Annotated in this window: 13 protein-coding genes; 6 read left to right on the top strand and 7 right to left on the bottom strand. The window is 61.4% G+C overall.

Annotated elements, in window-relative coordinates; genetic code table 11:
• The first annotated feature begins 74 nt into the window (after positions 1-74).
• The 6 genes from dsbD to E8K88_RS07655 all read left to right on the top strand — a co-directional run bounded on the left by dsbD (position 75) and on the right by E8K88_RS07655 (position 7,190).
• Positions 75-1,925 carry a protein-disulfide reductase DsbD gene (gene dsbD / locus E8K88_RS07630; RefSeq protein ID WP_205880046.1) on the top strand — a complete coding sequence of 617 codons (1,851 nt, stop codon included), beginning with the start codon at positions 75-77 and terminating at the stop codon, positions 1,923-1,925.
• Complete coding sequence (locus tag E8K88_RS07635; protein ID WP_136406070.1) at positions 1,922-2,758, top strand: TlpA disulfide reductase family protein; 837 nt, start codon at positions 1,922-1,924, stop codon at positions 2,756-2,758. Before dsbD ends, E8K88_RS07635 begins: the two co-directional genes overlap by 4 nt.
• A gap of 35 nt (positions 2,759-2,793) precedes the next feature.
• Positions 2,794-3,534 (top strand): thiol:disulfide interchange protein DsbG, encoded by a 741-nt coding sequence (dsbG, locus tag E8K88_RS07640; RefSeq protein ID WP_425324923.1) that lies wholly within the window; start codon positions 2,794-2,796, stop codon positions 3,532-3,534.
• Between the two features lie 305 nt (positions 3,535-3,839).
• Positions 3,840-5,216, top strand: coding sequence for an aspartate aminotransferase family protein (locus tag E8K88_RS07645; RefSeq protein WP_136406072.1), 1,377 nt, complete (start codon positions 3,840-3,842; stop codon positions 5,214-5,216).
• Positions 5,217-5,226: 10 nt separating this feature from the next.
• On the top strand, positions 5,227-6,300 hold the full coding sequence (locus E8K88_RS07650) for a GNAT family N-acetyltransferase (RefSeq protein ID WP_136406073.1): 1,074 nt from the start codon (positions 5,227-5,229) through the stop codon (positions 6,298-6,300).
• Complete coding sequence (locus E8K88_RS07655; RefSeq protein WP_136406074.1) at positions 6,282-7,190, top strand: hypothetical protein; 909 nt, start codon at positions 6,282-6,284, stop codon at positions 7,188-7,190. Before E8K88_RS07650 ends, E8K88_RS07655 begins: the two co-directional genes overlap by 19 nt.
• Before the next feature lie 10 nt (positions 7,191-7,200).
• On the opposite strand, the gene E8K88_RS07660 is transcribed toward E8K88_RS07655, so the two are convergent.
• The 7 genes from E8K88_RS07660 to E8K88_RS07690 form a co-directional block, all read right to left on the bottom strand.
• Complete coding sequence (locus tag E8K88_RS07660) at positions 7,201-8,430, bottom strand: DegT/DnrJ/EryC1/StrS family aminotransferase (protein WP_136406075.1); 1,230 nt, start codon at positions 8,428-8,430, stop codon at positions 7,201-7,203.
• Between the two features lie 55 nt (positions 8,431-8,485).
• Positions 8,486-8,941: a DMT family transporter gene (locus E8K88_RS07665; RefSeq protein ID WP_136406076.1), complete on the bottom strand. Its 456-nt coding sequence runs from the start codon at positions 8,939-8,941 to the stop codon at positions 8,486-8,488.
• Between the two features lie 4 nt (positions 8,942-8,945).
• Positions 8,946-9,320, bottom strand: a complete 375-nt coding sequence (locus E8K88_RS07670; RefSeq protein ID WP_136406077.1) for a DMT family transporter — start codon at positions 9,318-9,320, stop codon at positions 8,946-8,948.
• On the bottom strand, positions 9,310-10,140 hold the full coding sequence (locus E8K88_RS07675; protein WP_420813565.1) for an alpha/beta hydrolase: 831 nt from the start codon (positions 10,138-10,140) through the stop codon (positions 9,310-9,312). Before E8K88_RS07675 ends, E8K88_RS07670 begins: the two co-directional genes overlap by 11 nt.
• A gap of 113 nt (positions 10,141-10,253) precedes the next feature.
• Entirely contained in the window at positions 10,254-10,952 is a 699-nt protein-coding gene (locus E8K88_RS07680) for an MtnX-like HAD-IB family phosphatase (RefSeq protein ID WP_136406079.1), read from the bottom strand.
• The gene (locus E8K88_RS07685) at positions 10,945-11,907 is read right to left on the bottom strand and encodes an efflux RND transporter periplasmic adaptor subunit (RefSeq protein ID WP_136406080.1); all 963 of its coding nucleotides are present in this window, start codon (positions 11,905-11,907) and stop codon (positions 10,945-10,947) included. Before E8K88_RS07685 ends, E8K88_RS07680 begins: the two co-directional genes overlap by 8 nt.
• Complete coding sequence (locus tag E8K88_RS07690) at positions 11,904-12,692, bottom strand: ABC transporter ATP-binding protein (protein WP_136406081.1); 789 nt, start codon at positions 12,690-12,692, stop codon at positions 11,904-11,906. The genes E8K88_RS07685 and E8K88_RS07690 overlap by 4 nt, the downstream gene beginning before the upstream one ends.
• Positions 12,693-12,701 lie beyond the last annotated feature (9 nt).

Raw genomic sequence — 12,701 nt, forward strand, 5'->3', positions numbered from 1 at the left:
GGCTCAGTGCTTTAGTCTCGCTTAAGTTAGGCCATGCATGATCCGGCACTCTTGATTTAAAGGATGCAGATCTGATGCTCTATCGGCGATTACTGACCATCGTTGTGCTGTGTTCATGCGCGCTCAGCAGCGCGTGGGCGCAAGGCATATTCTCGTCGTGGAATGGCGGTGAGAATCAATTTCTGGACGCAGCCGAGGTTCTCACACTCAAGCCTGCACAGCAGCAAGGTGATGTATTCACCATTGACAGCCAGATTGCTGAGAACTACTACGTGTATCGCCATGCGATCAAGCTGGTAGATCACGCTGGCAATGAGATTGCCCTGGACCTGCCGGCAGGGCGCAATCAATATGACGAGTTTTTTGGCAATACAGAAATCTATACCGACCAAGCACTCGCACTGTCTTTTCCCGATACCGTCACAGGTCCGCTGACCTTGCACTGGCAAGGCTGTGCGGAAGCGGGCATTTGCTATCCACCGCAAACCACCGAGCTGCGCTTGCCAGCCAGCGAAGCAGTCAGCGCAGCAGCCAGCAGCATGCCCATGTCCGTGTCCATGTCTACGGCCGAGGCCGCGCCACAAGCTGCAGCGCCAGCGCCCAGCCCCCCAGAGGCCCTGGCCGAAGACCAGGCCGCCGCACAACAACTGGCCACGCTGGGCCCCTTCTGGGGAATCTTGCTGTTTTTCGGCTTTGGCTTGCTGCTGGCCTTTACGCCGTGCTCGCTGCCAATGATCCCAATCATCTCCAGCATGGTCGTAGGCAGTCAGGCCAAGCCACGCCGCGCCTTTGCCCTCAGCCTGTCGTATGTCGTCGCCATGGCAGGCACTTACGCCATCGTAGGTGTAGCAGCAGCCATGGCCGGTGCCAACCTGCAAGCCACGCTGCAATCGCCCTGGCTTTTGAGCGCCTTTGCGGTGTTGTTCCTGGTACTGGCCAGCTCCTTGTTTGGTCTGTTCGAGTTGCGACTGCCCGCATTTTTGATGAACCGGCTTCAATCTGCAGGCCAAGGCCAGTCAGGTGGTAGTTGGACGGGCGCGGCCATGCTGGGCGTTTTATCGGCTCTGCTGGTCGGTCCCTGCATGACCGCACCACTGGCTGGAGCCTTGCTGTACATTGGACAAACCGGCAGCGCCGCTTATGGCGCGATGGTCTTATTTGCGCTGGGCCTGGGCATGGGCTTGCCTTTGCTGGCGATTGCCGTATTTGGTGCCCAGGTTCTGCCTCGCCCCGGCGCGTGGATGGACCGCGTACGGGTGGCCTTTGGCTATGTCATGGTCGGCATGGCGCTGATGATGCTGGCGCGTTTCTTACCCGCTACGCTCAGCCTGGCGCTTTGGGGTGCATGGCTCTTGTCGATCGCAATCGGGCTGCTGGCCTGGGGCCAGGCCCTGGTCAACCAATACCGGCTGGTCTGGACGCTGCGACTGGGCGCGGTCTTGACCAGCCTATGGGGCACACTGATGGTGGTTGGCGCAGCAGCCGGGGGCGACTCCTTGCTGCAACCCTTGGCCCAGCTGCGCAATCCATCCAACACCAACGCCCCCTCCTCCCCAGCGTTCACTTATCTCCAGGCCAAAACCATTGAAGATGTGCAGGCCCATATCACGCAAGCAGGCGCCAAAGGGCAATGGACACTGCTGGACTTTTATGCCGACTGGTGTGTCAGCTGCCATGTGATTGAGCGCCAGGTCTTTGGTGACCCCACGGTGGCAGCTCGCCTGGCCCGCATGCAGGTCGTCAGACCCGATGTGACCCGCAATGACGCAGACGACCAGGCCCTGCTCAAACACTGGGGCGTATTGGGCCCGCCCACACTCATTCTGATCGGGCCAGATGGCAAGGAAAGACGTGAGTTGCGCAGTATTGGCGAGCTTGACGCCCGCGCCTTTTTAGCGCGCTTGGACCAGGCAGGCACCCCATGATCAGTGCAGGACCATTTCCCATTCAATTGCTCGTTGTTGTCGCTTGTGCATTGCTGGCCTGGCTGACTGCTTATCTGACCGCCAGGCGCCTGCCCAATGGCGGCGGCAAGGCAACTGGCGCGCTGATGTTCGATGTTCTGCTGTGGGGGCTTGTCGCCGCACGCATCGGCTACATCATTGCATGGTGGCCAGAGTATGCTGCAGCCCCTTGGTCGATGATCGCCATTGGTGACCAGGGCTTTTTGTGGTGGGTAGGCGCTCTGGCTGCATTGCTGTACGTGCTTTGGCGCACGCGTTTGCAACGCCGGCTGCGCCTGCCGCTGCTGGTGGGCCTGTGCGCAGGACTGGTGTGCTGGTGGGCCGCCAGTGCCTCACTGGAGCACATGCGCCGCGCCATGCCACCATTGCCCGCGTTGCAGCTGGCCAAGCTCGACGGACAACCAGTAGCGCTCGACAGCTATCTTGGCCAGCCTGTGGTTCTGAACCTGTGGGCAACGTGGTGCCCTCCGTGTCGCCGCGAAATGCCGGTCTTTGAACAGGCCCAAGCCGAATATCCAGGCATCGCCTTTGTGTTGGTCAACCAAGGCGAAAGCGCCCAGCAAGCACATGCATTTTTGACGGCACAAGGCCTGCAACTGAGCGATGTCTTGCTAGATCCGCGCTCTCAAACCATGCAGGCGATAGGCTCACAAGGGCTGCCCACGACCTTGTTCTTTGATGCCACTGGGCGTCTGGTGGACAGCCATATGGGCGAGCTCTCAATGGCCAGCCTCAAAAGCACCCTCACACGCCGCTTTGCACCACACCAACTTGCCAACCCTCACAAGGAATGAATATGCGTCTACGACAATCACACATCTGTTGCGCCATGATCGCCAGCCTCTTGCTGATGGGCAGCTTCTGCCGAGCCCAGGCGGGCGAGCAGCCACAGGTTCTTACCGCTTTGCAAGCACAAGGCCTGACCATCATGGATGAGTTTGAAGTCGGGGGTGGCCTGCGCGGCTTTGCCGCAGCCTCGGCAGATCGCCCCATGGCGGTCTATATCACCAGCGACGGCCATGCCATTGTCGGCACACGCTTGAACAGCCAAGGTGAAACAGTCGATCAAGCCATCTTGCACCAGCTGGCCAGCAAACCCCTCAGCGACATGCAATGGGCGCAACTGGAGGCGGCCAATTCAGTCCTGGATGGACAAGCAGACGCGCCGCGCATTCTCTATACATTCACAGACCCCAATTGCCCTTATTGCCACAGCTTCTGGGAGGCAGCACGCCCCTGGGTTGATGCAGGCAAGGTGCAAATTCACCACATCATGGTGGGAATCATCAAACAGGACAGTGCTGGCAAAGCCGCAGCCATCCTCAGCGCCGCCGACCCATCGGCTGCGCTGCTCGAGCATGAACAAAACCACGCCAAAGGGGGTATTGCTGCGAGCCAGGATATTCCAGCAGATATTCTCCAGACCCTCAGCGACAACAAGCAGCTGATGCTCAGCATGGGCTTTCGAGGCACGCCTGGCATTGTCGTGCGCGGCCCTGATGGCATTCTGACCAAATTCAGTGGCATGCCACAAGGCAATCAACTCGAGGAAGCGCTGGGGCCGCGCTAAGAACGTGTTCACCATCGCAACGCAGCCGCGTTGAAGCCCAAAAGGAGGCCATGCGCGGCTCAAAAAATCGCATTGCGGCGTTGCCTCCGTTGCGCCCATACAGACGTATGCACTGCCCCAAGCCATAGGTGCGAGCACCAGGGGTGGTGCCTATCGACAACACAGTCCAACAGCGGCTGATTGAGCGGCAGGGCCATTGTTTGAACACATACGATGCCGATCTCCACATTCCCTACAAGAAAACTCGATAGTGTCACAAGATTCTTCTACCAAACTGGCGCTCTTCCTTCAGGAGCTTTTACGCTGTGACTCTCAATACTGCCCAATTACTGGCTGACGAAGCCAAGTACTGCTCGTTTGGCGACACCGTCCATTACGTCAATCCCCCCAAAATCTTCACCGGCTGCGAAGGCAGCTACATGTATGACGAAGAGGGCACGCCTTACCTCGATCTGCAGATGTGGTATTCGGCCGTGAACTTTGGCTACAAGAACAAGCGTCTTGAAGACAGGATGATCGAGCAACTCAAAGAGTTGCCACAGGTAGCCAGCCAGTACCTGCACCCCACCAAGATCGAGCTGGCCAAATTCATCGCCGAAGATGCGAAGAAAAAATGGGGCCACGACGGCCGGGTGCATTTCAACGTCGGCGGTGCACAGGCGATTGAAGACTCGCTCAAAGTCGTGCGCAATGCCTCTGGCGGCAAAAGCCTGATGTTCGCTTTTGAAGGGGGCTACCACGGCCGCACCTTGGGCGCATCCAGCATCACCTCCAGCTACCGCTACCGCCGCCGCTTTGGCCACTTCAGCGACCGCGCGCAATTCATTCCCTTCCCCTATCCGTTCCGTCGCCCCAAGGGCATGACCTCGGAAGAGTATGCGGACTCCATCGTCAAGGAATTTGCGCGCAAATTCGAGAACGAATACCACGCAGTCTGGGACCCGAAAACCAACCAGTGCGAATACGCGGCCTTCTACATCGAGCCCATTCAAGGCACGGGCGGTTATGTCGTGCCACCAGCGAACTTCTTCACTGGCCTGAAAAAAGTACTGGATGACCACGGCGTGCTGCTGGTCGTCGACGAAATCCAAATGGGTTTCTGGCGCACCGGCACACTGTGGTCGGTCGAGAACTTTGGCATCAAGCCCGATGTGCTGGTGTTTGCCAAGGCCCTGACAAACGGCTTGAACGCCTTGTCCGGTCTGTGGGCGCGTGAAGAGCTGATCAACCCGACCATTTTCCCACCAGGGTCGACACACTCGACCTTCGCCTCCAACCCGCTGGGCACAGCCTTGGGTCTGGAAGTGATGAAAATGACGCACGAGATCGACTTCGGCAAACAGGTGCGCGAAGCGGGCGCTTACTTCCTCGACGGTTTGAAGCAACTGCAAAAACGCCACAAGGAAATCGGCGATGTCGACGGCATGGGCCTGGCACTGCGTGCCGAGATCTGCACCGAAGATGGCTTCACGCCCAATAAGGCGCTGCTGGACAAGATGGTCGATCTGGGCCTGGAGGCCAAGCTCGAATACCAGGGCCAAAAACGCGGCCTGGTACTGGATGTCGGCGGCTACTACAAAAACGTGATCACGTTTGCGCCTTCGTTGATGATCTCGCGCAGCGAAATCGACGAAGCTCTGGTACTGTTGGACCAGTTGATCACACTGGCCAAACAGGCTTGATCCAAACCCAATGACACCGGTTGAAACGGCTGGGCCGTCGCGCAACCAACTCGAGCCTTCGGCGCTGATCCGGCTGTTTGCCGTGCATCCGCCCGAGGGCTTTGTCGTGCATGCCGACTGGCCGGCAGTGGCCTTCACCGCGCCATTTGACCTGCTGACCACGGCCGATGACGCGCTCAAGCAAACCCTGCACAAACTACCCGGTGGTGCTTGGCTCAGCAAGCGGCTCACACTGACCACCGATTTTGTCGGCACCACGGTGACCGAATACGCGGTGCTACCAGCAACGCCCAGCGCGCAGCAATTGGCTGCGCAACTGCGCCAGCGTGCTGGCCAGCGCATGCTGACCATCGTCAAGGATTTGCCGCAGGACTCGCCGCTGCTGCCACCGGCCGACAATGAGGCCGCCAAAACACTGGCCCAAGCCTTGTCTGCGGCAGGTTTTTTGCTGGTCGAAGGCCAGGCGCTGGCCTATGTGCCGATTGACTTTTCCAGCATCGACGAGTATCTGGGGCGGCTGTCCAAAAGCCGCCGCCAAAACCTGCGCCGCAAGCTCAAAAGCCGCGCGCAAATGGTGATTGAGCGCATCCCCACCGGCGAGGCCTTCGCCAGCGATGCGCAAGTCGACGCCTACTACGCCCTGTTCGAGGCGGTCTACGCACAAAGCGAGATCCACTTCGACAAACTCACGCGCAGTTTTTTTGCCGCCCTGCTACGCGATGCCAGCAACCACGGCATCGTGTTCGAGTACCGCGCAGAGGACACCGGCGCCTTGCTGGGCTGGAACCTGTGCTTTGAACATGAAGGCCGACTGATCGACAAATACATTGGCCTGGCCTACCCGCAGGCACGCGAAGTGAACCTGTACTTTGTCAGCTGGCTGGTCAATCTGGAGTACGCCATCGAGCGCGGCCTAAGCCACTACGTGGCCGGCTGGACCGACCCCGAGGTCAAGGCCCAGCTGGGCGCCAGCTTCACCTTCACGCTGCATGCGGTATTCATCCGCAACCCGCTGCTGCGCGCATTGGGCAAACGCTTTGCCAGCCATTTCGAGAGCGACAAGCAATGGAGCGAGCAAACATGATGCGCCCGTTGGTGCTGGATGTGGACCAGTCCGTTGGCCCACTGCCCAATGAACTGCGCCTGTCGCTCACCGAATGGCAAGAAGGCATTCGCTTTGGCTCGTCACTGGCGCGCTACCGGCGCTTTAGCGACCATGTGGCAGCGCAGCTGCCTGCGCAGTACGGCACGGCCTGGATGGGCAGCGGCGATTTCCACCACCTGTCGTGGCTGTTGATTGAGCGCTGCATTGCACAAGGGGGCTACTCGGCAGCCAAGCCGCTGCGTATCGTGGTGCTGGACAACCACCCGGACAATATGCGCTTTCCCTGGGGCGTGCATTGCGGCTCCTGGGTGCGGCGCGTGGCCCTACACCCGGCGGTCTCGCATGTGCATGTTGCAGGCATCACCTCCAGCGACATTGGCGCAGGTCACGCCTGGGAAAACTATTTGGCCCCCCTGCGCCAAGGCAAGCTCAGTTACTGGAGCTGCGGCGTAGACACCGGCTGGAGCCGTTGGGTGCAGGCGCAGTCGGCATTTCGCAATTTTGACAGCGTCAGCGCACTGGCCAAGGCGCTAGGCCGCCTGCTGGCAACCGAACACCAGCCGACCTACCTCAGCATCGACAAGGATGTGTTCGCAGCCGATGTGGTCACAACCAACTGGGACCAAGGCCAGATGCGCGAGCAAGAAGGCATGGCCATCATCGCTGCGCTGCAAGGCCAATTGGTGGGCAGTGACATCACCGGCGATATCTCGTCATGGCGCTATGCCGCTTGGTGGAAACGGCTGATGAGCGCAGGCGACGGGCAAGACACCAGCGTGGATACCCAGACACTGGCACACGCCCAAGTCGGCCAGCATGCGCTGAACCAGCGGCTATTGCAGGCCTTAGCATCCAGTCAGATCGCTTAAGCGGGCGCGCTCAAGCCCTCTGCGTGAACTGCTGCAAGGCCTGCAGCAAGTCGGCAAACTGCGCATCGCTGAGCCAGGCGCTATTGCTCACCGCAACCAGTCGCTGCGCCCAATCGCGCGCCTGCCAGGCCGCATCGTGCCGGGCCGCGCCCAGCAATGGCGCATACTGCGCATAGTCGGGCAGCACATGCACAAACGGCAAGGACAAGCCCCAGCCCGAAGCCCAGTGCGACTGCATCAACGCATCGCGCATGGCCTGGTTGGGCATGCGCAGCGCGATCACTGGCCAAATGCCTTGTGCCTGTGCCGCGGCATCACCAACGACCTCAATACCCGGCAAAGCCGCCAGCTGCGCGCTGCGGCGCAGCGCCTGCTGCTCGGCTGCCTGCCAATGCGCGGCAAGCCGTGCCAGGGCCCGAACGCCCACACGGCGGCGCCAGGCCCCCAATGTGTGCTGTGGAATCTGGGCGTCAAAATCATCGCCTGCGGCCTCGATCCAGTCGGCACGCGCCAGGCTCTTGCGCAGCGGCGCGCCATAAACCGCATCCATGGTCGCAGGGCGGAACAAGGCCGCATAGCCCAGCAACTCGGCACTGCGGCGGCATTCCCACCAGCGGCTCACCCGCACCGTAGCCTGGTGCGTGGCACGCAGCGCCGCCAGCATCGCAGCATCACGCGCGACCAGTACGCCGCCTTCATAGGTCGTCAAGCCTTTGCCAACGGCCATGCTGAACAGGCCCACATCGCCTTGTAAACCAACGCTGTGGCCGTTGACCCGCGCGCCCAAGGCTTGCGCCGCATCTTCAATCACGTATGCGCCCACAGCCTGCGCGCAATGCCGCGCCAGCGCCACATCGGCGACGCGTCCGGCCAAATGCGTGGGCAGCACCGCCAGCGTCTGCGCACTCAGCAGGCCACGCAGCGCGTCTGCATCCATATCCAGGCTGTCTTGGGCCAAATCACACAAGCGAATTTGCAGCCCACATTGCGCCACGGCCATGGCCACCAGCGGACAGGTATAAGCGGGCACAATGACTTCGCCGCGCGTGGGCTGCAGTTGCTGCAGCGTGCGCAAGGCCACCATCAGCGCCGACGTGCCAGAGCATTCCAGCAGCACGCCCGGCACGCCCAACCAGGCGGCCAGCGCGCGATCCAACTGGGCATCGCCCCAAGGCCATAGGTCGCGCCATTGCAAAGGCAGGCCTGCTGTAGGTGGGGTTGTGATACGGGCAGAAGTCATGCAGGGATTGTCGCACTGTGGTGCAGGCGGGCCAGGCCGCCGGCATGAAACCCTGTTAGCGGGCAGACTCAGCGAGCTGGGCTGCGCTGGCGCTGGTAGAGCCAGCGCCAGCATGGCCAATGGCCTCGCCCTGCTCGTCGCTGTCATCGGTCTCGCTCAGCGCCAGGCAGGCAATACCGGCCATGATGAACAAGCAGCCGACCACTTGCGGCCAACCAATGTCTTCGCTAAACAAATAGTGCGAGACCACCAGCACCGAGATAATTTCCAAGTGCGAGGCGGCAAAGGCCGGGCCAATCGGCGCGCGCTTGAGCAGACTCATCCAGGTGAAGAACGCGCCGATGTAGCCAACAAAAGCGCCATAAATCCACGGCTGGCTGAACACCCGCCACAGCCACGCCGCCGAAAATTCCAGCGGCAGTGCGGCGTCGCCCGCCATCTTGAAGCTGATCTGGGCCAGTGTGTCAAAAGCCATCAGCACCAAAAAGCCGATGATGTAGAAACGTCTCATCGCATCAGCCTTTCAGTCCCACTACGGCCACGCCAATCGACACCAAAATGATGCCGGCCACGCGCAGCGGCGCGAGTTTTTCCTTGAAGAAAATGCGCCCGGCGATCATGATCGCGACGATATTGATCGAGCCCAGCAGCACGCCGTCGGACAGCGGCACCAGCGATAAAAACGCCAGCCAGGCCACAAACTCAACGATGTAGCACACCCCACCAATCCAGATCCAGGGTCTGGCCAGCATGAAGCGCCAGCGCGCCATGCCATCCAAGGCCAGCGGCGGCTCGCTGGCAGCGGCCTTGAACGCCAGCTGGCCGCCACTGTCGACCAGCACATTGAGCACCCACAGCGTGATGACCAGTGGAGACAAATCACTTCCCATGCGGCGCTACCTCACTCTGAATGCCCGCAATGCGCGCCACAAACGCGTTGACACGCGCAATCACCGTGCGGCGTTCGCGGTCAATCGTGATCATGTGGTAGCTGTTGTCCAGCAGCACCAGCTCGACCGGTGCGTGCACAGCGCCGCGCTGGATGGCGTAGGCGTTGGCGACCGAAGAGATATCGTCTTCTTTCGCATGGATCACCAAACACGGCGCGCGCAGATCGCGCAAATGCGCCTTCACTTGCGCAGACAGGCGGTGCAGCTCAATCACCGACCACCATGGGTTGCCAGGTAGGCCAGCGGCTGCACTGTCGCCACTGTGCATTTGCTCAACAATGCGCGCGCGCAGTGCCTCGTCCTTGATGCCGTAAGGCGGCGCCTCCATGAAAACACTTGTGCGACCAATGCCCAGCCAGCGGAACAAGGGCAGCAAAAACGACAATTTGGTGTAGCGCGGCATGCTCCAGCCGTCGTAGCGGAATGTGGTGGACAGCGCTGCCACACCGGCCACCTGGCCCGGTTGCGATTGGGCCACGGCCAGCGACAGCAAAGCGCCCATCGACAGTCCGCCAACCACCACGCGGTCGACCTGCTGGGCAAAACGCGCCAGGCCCGACTCGACGCTGGCGAGCCAATCGCGCCAGCTCACTTGCACCAAATCATCCATCGTGCCGCAATGACCGGCCAGTTGCACCGCATACACGCTAAAGCCCTGGCGGTTCAGCCCCTTGGCCAGCACGCGCATTTCGGCCGGCGTGCCAGTCAGACCATGCACCAGCAGCACACCGGTGCGCGCCGCAGGTCCAAAGCCCGGCATGACAAATTCGTGCTCGGTCACGCACAGCGCCTCCAGCGCTTGTGCATCAATGCCACTGCCCTGTGCATCCCCAGCTGCACTGCTGCGCTGGAGCTCGAATCCACTCTCAACCTTCATGCCAGCGCCTCGTGGCCCAGCACGACTTTGTCCAGCAACGCAGTGGCTGCTTCAAAATTCGTGAACGGCGCATGCGCAATGCCCTGCTGCTCGCAATACGCGATCAGCTTGTACTTGGCCAGCACAAAATCGGCCTTGTGAGAGACACAGAAATCCGAGGTGCTGTCGCCCACATACAGCACGCGGCCATGCACAGCCTGCTGCTCGGCCAGGCGCTCGCACTTGCAGTTGCCACTGGCACGTGTGCAACGTGCACTGGCCCACGGCGACTCCAGGCGCCAGCGGCGCTCACTGACTTGCACCAAGTGGTTGGCAATCACCTCCAGATGGCCCAGGCCATGGCGTTCCAACACATGGCGAATCGCGTAATCGATGCCGTCGCTGACCACCTGCACCTGCATGCCATGCGCGGCAGCGGCGGCCACAAAGCCGGCAAAACCGGGATCGATCTCCAGCGTGTCCAGCAGCGCCTGCAATTGCGCCTCGTTCATGTCCAGCAGCGCGACCTGGCCCTTCATGCACTCGCGCGAGCCAATCTCGCCGCGCTCCCATTGCTCTTCAAGCTCAACCCAGCCGGGCAAGCCAAAGCGCGTAAGCAGGGTGTCGGTCACGTCGAGCACGCTGATCGTGCCGTCAAAATCCGATTGCACCATCCAGCCTGGAGCCACAGGCAACAGTGGGGTTGGCTCATTCATAAAAAGTCACTCTCACGTTCTGCCCCACGCGCGCATTCGCCGGGGGCTGGTCAAACGCCAGCACGCTTTCAACAATGCGCACCGGGCCGCGTTGGGTATCGTCTTGCAAATTGGCCGGGCCATAGACTGGGCTGATGCGCAGCACCCTGGCCTCGGGCAGAGCAGCCGCCGCCGAGCTGGCGGCATCGCCATCGATCACGACAGTGGCACGCATGCCCTCGCGCACGGCACTGACATAGCTTTCATTGAGCTCGGCCCGCACAATCAAGGGTTTATGCGGCAGCAGTGTGACCACTGGCTGCGCTGGGCTGACCTGGCTGCCCGCATGCGTGGCCACGTGCACCACCGTGCCCGCCTCAGGCGCGCGCAGCTCCAGGCGTTTTTGCAAGGCGCGCAGCTGCTCCATTCTGGCTTGCGCGACTTTGGCTTCGGCCTTGGCCAGACTGGCTTCGGCTTCGGCATCGCGCAGTTGCTGCGCGGCTTCGTCCACACTGCGCGCATCGGCCGCACCTTCTTGCGCGGCCGTTTGCCAGCGCGTGAGCATGGCTTTGAGTGGCTCAACACGCGCAGCTTTGGCCTTTTCACGTGCCTGGGCCAATTGCCATTCAGACTCGGCCACGCTCAGGTCTGCGCGCGAGATGTCATCGGCCAGGCGCAGCAGCACCTGCTCGCGCTGCACGCTTTGGCCATCCTTGACAGCCAGCTCCTGCACCAGGCCATCGACACTGGGGGCCAGCTCAATCAGGCCGCCTTCGACTTCAATTTTGCCGCGTGCGATGGCCACCGGGGCCTGGCTTTGCTGTGTGCTGGAGGCAGTTTGCGCCGCAGCAGCCGCTGGTGCCGCGGTAGCCGCCTCGGCCTTGTCAGAGGGCGAGCAGCCAGCCAATAGCGCGGCGGCCGCCACCAGCGCGATCGCACTGCCGATGGGTGTTGACAGCTTGTGGGACTGGTTCATTGCATATTTCCTTGGTCATTGCCCTGCGCAGCGCTTTGGCGCCAGTCGTTGCGAATCGCGCCATCTTCCATGCTCAGCACGCGATCGGCATGGCGCACCAGCCGCGGGTCATGGCTCACGCACAGCACGGTTGTGCCATGGCCGCGTGCGGCGCGGTGCAAGATATCGATGACACGCTGGCCGCTTTCGGCATCGAGCGCGCTGGTGGGTTCGTCGGCAAATAAGAGCTGGGGCCTTTTGGCCATCGCCCGGGCAATCGCCACGCGCTGCTTTTCACCGCCCGACAGCTGTGAGGGACGCATATGGATGCGGTGCGACAGGCCAACCTCCTCCAGCACCTGCTCGGCGCGGCGGCGGCTCTCGGCCGCTTTGAGGCCCATATAGCCCAGCGGCAATTCGACTTGTTCAATCGCCGTCAGCGCCGGAAACAGGTTAAAGCCCTGAAACACAAACCCGGTGTGGGCGAGGCGAAAGCGTTCAAGCTCGCGCGCACTCATCAGCGACACGTCCTGGCCTAGCGCATAGGCCTTGCCAGCATCGGGCGTCAGCAAGCCTGACAGCAATGACAGCAGCGTGCTTTTGCCGCAGCCAGATGGACCTGAGATCAGCGACAACTCGCCCGCAAACAGATCAACACTCAGCGCTTGCAGCACATGCACACGCACGACACCGGACAGGTAGGATTTCGTCAGCTCTACAGCACGCAGGCTGGGCTGGGCCTTGCTTGGCTCAACCACGGCCTGCTGGCTGTGCACGGGCGCTGCATGGGAGGTGGGGGAGGTCATGGGCTTCAC

This window comes from Lampropedia aestuarii, from assembly GCF_004803635.1.
GTDB lineage: Bacteria > Pseudomonadota > Gammaproteobacteria > Burkholderiales > Burkholderiaceae_C > Lampropedia > Lampropedia aestuarii.

Excerpts from the sequence above, each read along its gene's own strand:
- E8K88_RS07650 (WP_136406073.1), top strand. The coding sequence starts at position 5,227 with ATGACACCGGTTGAAACGGCTGGGCCGTCGCGCAACCAACTCGAGCCT.
- E8K88_RS07690 (WP_136406081.1), bottom strand. The coding sequence starts at position 12,692 with ATGACCTCCCCCACCTCCCATGCAGCGCCCGTGCACAGCCAGCAGGCC.
- E8K88_RS07635 (WP_136406070.1), top strand. The coding sequence starts at position 1,922 with ATGATCAGTGCAGGACCATTTCCCATTCAATTGCTCGTTGTTGTCGCT.
- E8K88_RS07680 (WP_136406079.1), bottom strand. The coding sequence starts at position 10,952 with ATGAATGAGCCAACCCCACTGTTGCCTGTGGCTCCAGGCTGGATGGTG.
- E8K88_RS07655 (WP_136406074.1), top strand. The coding sequence starts at position 6,282 with ATGGAGCGAGCAAACATGATGCGCCCGTTGGTGCTGGATGTGGACCAG.
- dsbG (WP_425324923.1), top strand. The coding sequence starts at position 2,794 with ATGATCGCCAGCCTCTTGCTGATGGGCAGCTTCTGCCGAGCCCAGGCG.
- E8K88_RS07685 (WP_136406080.1), bottom strand. The coding sequence starts at position 11,907 with ATGAACCAGTCCCACAAGCTGTCAACACCCATCGGCAGTGCGATCGCG.
- E8K88_RS07660 (WP_136406075.1), bottom strand. The coding sequence starts at position 8,430 with ATGACTTCTGCCCGTATCACAACCCCACCTACAGCAGGCCTGCCTTTG.
- dsbD (WP_205880046.1), top strand. The coding sequence starts at position 75 with ATGCTCTATCGGCGATTACTGACCATCGTTGTGCTGTGTTCATGCGCG.
- E8K88_RS07665 (WP_136406076.1), bottom strand. The coding sequence starts at position 8,941 with ATGAGACGTTTCTACATCATCGGCTTTTTGGTGCTGATGGCTTTTGAC.
- E8K88_RS07675 (WP_420813565.1), bottom strand. The coding sequence starts at position 10,140 with ATGCCGGGCTTTGGACCTGCGGCGCGCACCGGTGTGCTGCTGGTGCAT.
- E8K88_RS07670 (WP_136406077.1), bottom strand. The coding sequence starts at position 9,320 with ATGGGAAGTGATTTGTCTCCACTGGTCATCACGCTGTGGGTGCTCAAT.